This window comes from Streptomyces sp. NPDC006326, assembly GCF_040612915.1.
In the GTDB taxonomy this organism is placed as follows: domain Bacteria; phylum Actinomycetota; class Actinomycetes; order Streptomycetales; family Streptomycetaceae; genus Streptomyces.
Map to the genome: position 1 here is coordinate 1 of NZ_JBEXRC010000106.1, position 3691 is coordinate 3691.

A 3691-nucleotide genomic window follows, 5' to 3' on the forward strand; every position below is an offset into this window, starting at 1 on the left:
CTCAAGGAACGGACGCTTCCTTTGTACTCACCCTCTCGGGCTTTCCTCCGGGCTTCCCTTCGTTCTTGCGTTTCCGACTCTATCAGACTCTTTCGTGTCCGATTCCCGGTCGAAGCGGGTTGGTTCGCTTTCCAGGTTCCCGCTTTCGCGTTTCCCTTTCCGGCGGTTCCGACTCTATCAGAAGTTTTCCACCGGATTTCCCGGCTTCAGATTCCTGAACGAGGAGTCGAGTACACACCCGCAGAATTCGATTCCGGGGTGGTGGGTTGTTCTGGATGGTGTCGCCGAGCCGGTGCGGCTCCCAAGCAACCCGTCAACTCTACAGCCGCCCCGCGTCCCTGTCAAAGCCACCCGCCCGGCCCGCGTCCAGCCCGTCGAGGAGGGCCTGGAGCGCGTACTCGAAGGTCCGCTCAGGTGAGGCGTTGTAGTCCGCCGAGGGCGTGTCGAGGCGGGCACGCAGCCGGGGGAACTTCATGGCGTCCTCGCCGGCCTTGGCCAAGGTGTCCCGGATCAGCTCCTCCGGATCGCCGCCCTCCCGGCGCAGGCGCCGCATCAGGGTGGCGGTGGCGGAGGACCCCAGGGCACTGCCCAGGACGAAGGTGAAGACGGCGGCGGCCGCGCGGTCGGCGGCCGCGCCCTCGAAGCCGGCGGCCTCGTAGATCGCAAGGGAGTGGTCGTCGTGGCGCGCCTTGGCCGGACCGTAGAAGAGGTACGAGCCGAAGGCCTGCACCAGCCAGGGGTGCCGGGTGAGCATGGCGTGCAGGCTGCCGGCCATGCGCGTGGCCGCCGTCCGCCAGTCCATCGCGGCGAGGTCGGGCAGCTCGATCTCGTCCCACACGTGGTCCCCGGCGAGCCGGACGAGGTTGTCCTTGTTCTTGACGTGCCAGTAGACCGCGGTCGCGGCCGACCCGAGCCGCTTGCCCAGGCTGCGCATGTTGAGGCCTTCCAGGCCCTCGTCATCCAGCAGCTCCACGGCCGTGCGGACGATCTGCTCCTTGGTCAACGTGTCGCGAGGCATGGCGCCACCCTAGGGGCGGACACGGCGGGCCACGGCACGGGGCCGGACCCCCCGTTCCCCACCCGCCGTAGGACACCCCTGGTGGTCCCCGCTCGCCGTCGACGGCTCAGCCCTGGGCGGCCGGGCGGTAGGTGGCGACGTGGACACCGCTGGGACTGATGACCGTCGAGACCAGTTCGAGGGAGCGCCGGGAGCCGTCCACCGGGAAGATCGTCTTACCTCCGCCCAGGAGCACCGGCATGATCATGAGCCGCAGCTCGTCGACCAGGCCCTCACCGAGGAGCGTACGGACGAGGGTGGGACTGCCCATGACCAGCAGGTCGCCGCCCTCCGTCCCGTGAAGCTCCCTGATGCCGGCGACCGCCTTGTCGCCGGGGATCCGGGTGGTGTTCTCCCACGTCAGTGCATCGTCGCCCAGCGTCTCCGAGACCACGTACTTGCGGATGGCGTTCATCCGGTCCGCGAACGGGTCCCCTGCCCGCTCCGGCCAGGCCGCGGCCATCGTCTGCCACGTGCGCCGCCCGAAGAGCAGCGCCTCGGCCTTGGTGAGCGCGTCGGCGAAGGCGCCGCCCACCACCTCGGGGTCGAAGAAGGGGTGCGTCCACCCGCCGTGGGCGAAGCCGCCGTCGGTGTCCTCCTCGGCGCCGCCGGGCGCCTGCACGACGCCGTCCAAGCTGATGAACTCACTGATCACGATGCGCACGGGGCGTTCTCCTCTTCACACACATTCGGACTCTTCGACGTCTACAGCAGGGAAGACCCCCGCCGCGCCCCGAAGTCATCGGTGGCCGTCGTACGAGTTCCGAAATCTTCTTCCAGCACCGCCCGGATCACATGGCGGGCGTTGCGTGCCATCGCCGGGTTGCTCCGGCGGTAGTACGGCAGCGCGATCAGCGCCTGCGAAAGCGTCCGCCCGCGCCCGCGCGCCCACACCGCATCGTCCACGCCGAGTGCATCCCGGAACACCTCCCTCGCGCCGGCCGGCAGGAGGTTCCACGCGGGGAACAGGTCGCAGGCCGGATCACCCACCCCCATGCACCCGAAGTCGATCACCGACGCCAGCCTGCCCGCGGCGTCCACCAGCAGATTGCCCGGCATCAGGTCGCCATGCAGCCACACCGGCGGCTCCTTCCCGTCCGGCGCCCGCAGCGCGTCCTCCCATACGGCGGTCACGGCATCACAGTCGACGCCCTCCTCCGGGATCCCCCGCAGCTCCTCGATGGCCGCCCGGGTCGCCGCGTCGAGCGAGGCCACCGGCCCACCGCGGTAGGCCTTCGGCGCGTCCGGCAGGGTCAAGCCCCGCATCTGCGCCACGAACCCGGCCAGGTCCCGGGCCAGCTGCACCGGCTCGCGGAGCGCGCCCGCCTCGGGGTTCTCCCCCGCCAGCCACCCGTACACGGCCCACGGCCACGGATACCCCTCGGCCGGCTGCCCGGCGCCGAGCACCTCGGGAACGGCCGTGGTCAGCCGGGGCGCGAGCCGGGGCAGCCACTCCCGCTCCAGCACCACGTCGGGCGCCCCGCCCTTCCGCAGGGGCAGCCGTACGACCCTGCGGTCGCCGAGCCGGTACATGGCATTGACCGTCCCTCCGGACGGCATCCGCGACACCGGCAACCCCGCCCACTGCGGGAACTGGCCGGCGATCAGGCGCCGTACAAGGTCGTCGTCGACGGGACGGAGGCCCGGATACGTCTGCTGTGTACTCACGAAGACCCATCCGACCGACGAACCCCGCACGGGTCAACGGCTTTTCCTCGCGCTGAAGTTGGGGCCCGATCACGCCGACACGGGCAAGCCGTCAGTGGACGTCGAAGGCGACCCCGTGCCCGGCCTCCTCCGAGCACCGGAAGAACCGCAACTCCCCGGCCCGCCCTATGTCCACGCCGGTCTCGTCGCCACTGGAGACGGTGAACAGCAGCTCGGTCCCGGCCCCGCAGTCGATGCAGGTGATCGGGTACGGGTCGCAGACGGTCCACCGGGGGTACCCGCCGACCTTCCACACGTCGTACCTGCTGATCGGCCGGTCGGCACGGTCCTCGGCCGCCTCCACCCGGACCGTGCACGGCTGCGGCACCAGCCACTCCTCGCACCGGACCGGCACCCGGAGCTGGTGCTCCGTGGCGACCCGGGCGGTCAGCTCCCCGGCCGTACGCCACCGCAACAGCACCACGGGAGCCCCTTCTTCCTGCGGCGGCGCCGCGTCCCAGTGCACATTGGGGCACCACAGGACCTGCAGCAGATCGGCTCCGCCGGGCCACCAGGAGCCCGGGACGTCGCGCCGGTAGACCTGCGCCACGGGCACCATGGCGACTGCGGTCTCCCCGGAGGGGTCCTGCTCATCCGGCTCGCCACACATGGGCCACGGCTCCGCGTCCGGCCAGAGCAGCGGCCCGCCGATGGAGGTGTCGTCAGGACCCGGATTACCCCGCTCGGGGTGCAGAAGCAGCACATCGATCACGGGACGGCACCCTAACGGGGTGCTCGGCACTGCCTGAAGCCTCGCCGGCCCGCGTCAGTGGCTGGGTGCGCACGCGGAGCACCTGGCGGAGCACCTGGACCTTCAGGCTGAGGCCGACAATGGGCCGTGAACGCAGAAAAGCCCCGCACCAGATACCTGGTGCGGGGCTTCCCGCAATGATTGTTCGGCGGCGTCCTACTCTCCCACAGGGTCCC

4 protein-coding genes are annotated in these 3691 nt (G+C 70.6%); all 4 read right to left on the minus strand.

The annotated features are described in order from the left end of the window. Positions 1–319: 319 nt before the first annotated feature. The 4 genes from ABZ128_RS35435 to ABZ128_RS35450 all read right to left on the minus strand — a co-directional run bounded on the left by ABZ128_RS35435 (position 320) and on the right by ABZ128_RS35450 (position 3476). Positions 320–1018, minus strand: coding sequence for a TetR/AcrR family transcriptional regulator C-terminal domain-containing protein (locus ABZ128_RS35435; RefSeq protein ID WP_356854010.1), 699 nt, complete (start codon positions 1016–1018; stop codon positions 320–322). A gap of 106 nt (positions 1019–1124) precedes the next feature. Next, a complete protein-coding gene (locus ABZ128_RS35440; protein ID WP_356854011.1) occupies positions 1125–1721 on the minus strand; it encodes a dihydrofolate reductase family protein in 597 nt (198 codons plus the stop codon). 41 nt (positions 1722–1762) lie between these two features. Further along, the gene (locus ABZ128_RS35445) at positions 1763–2725 is read right to left on the minus strand and encodes an aminoglycoside phosphotransferase family protein (protein ID WP_356854013.1); all 963 of its coding nucleotides are present in this window, start codon (positions 2723–2725) and stop codon (positions 1763–1765) included. A 91-nt stretch (positions 2726–2816) separates the two neighbouring features. Then, positions 2817–3476, minus strand: coding sequence for a hypothetical protein (locus ABZ128_RS35450; protein WP_356854014.1), 660 nt, complete (start codon positions 3474–3476; stop codon positions 2817–2819). Positions 3477–3691: the final 215 nt, after the last annotated feature.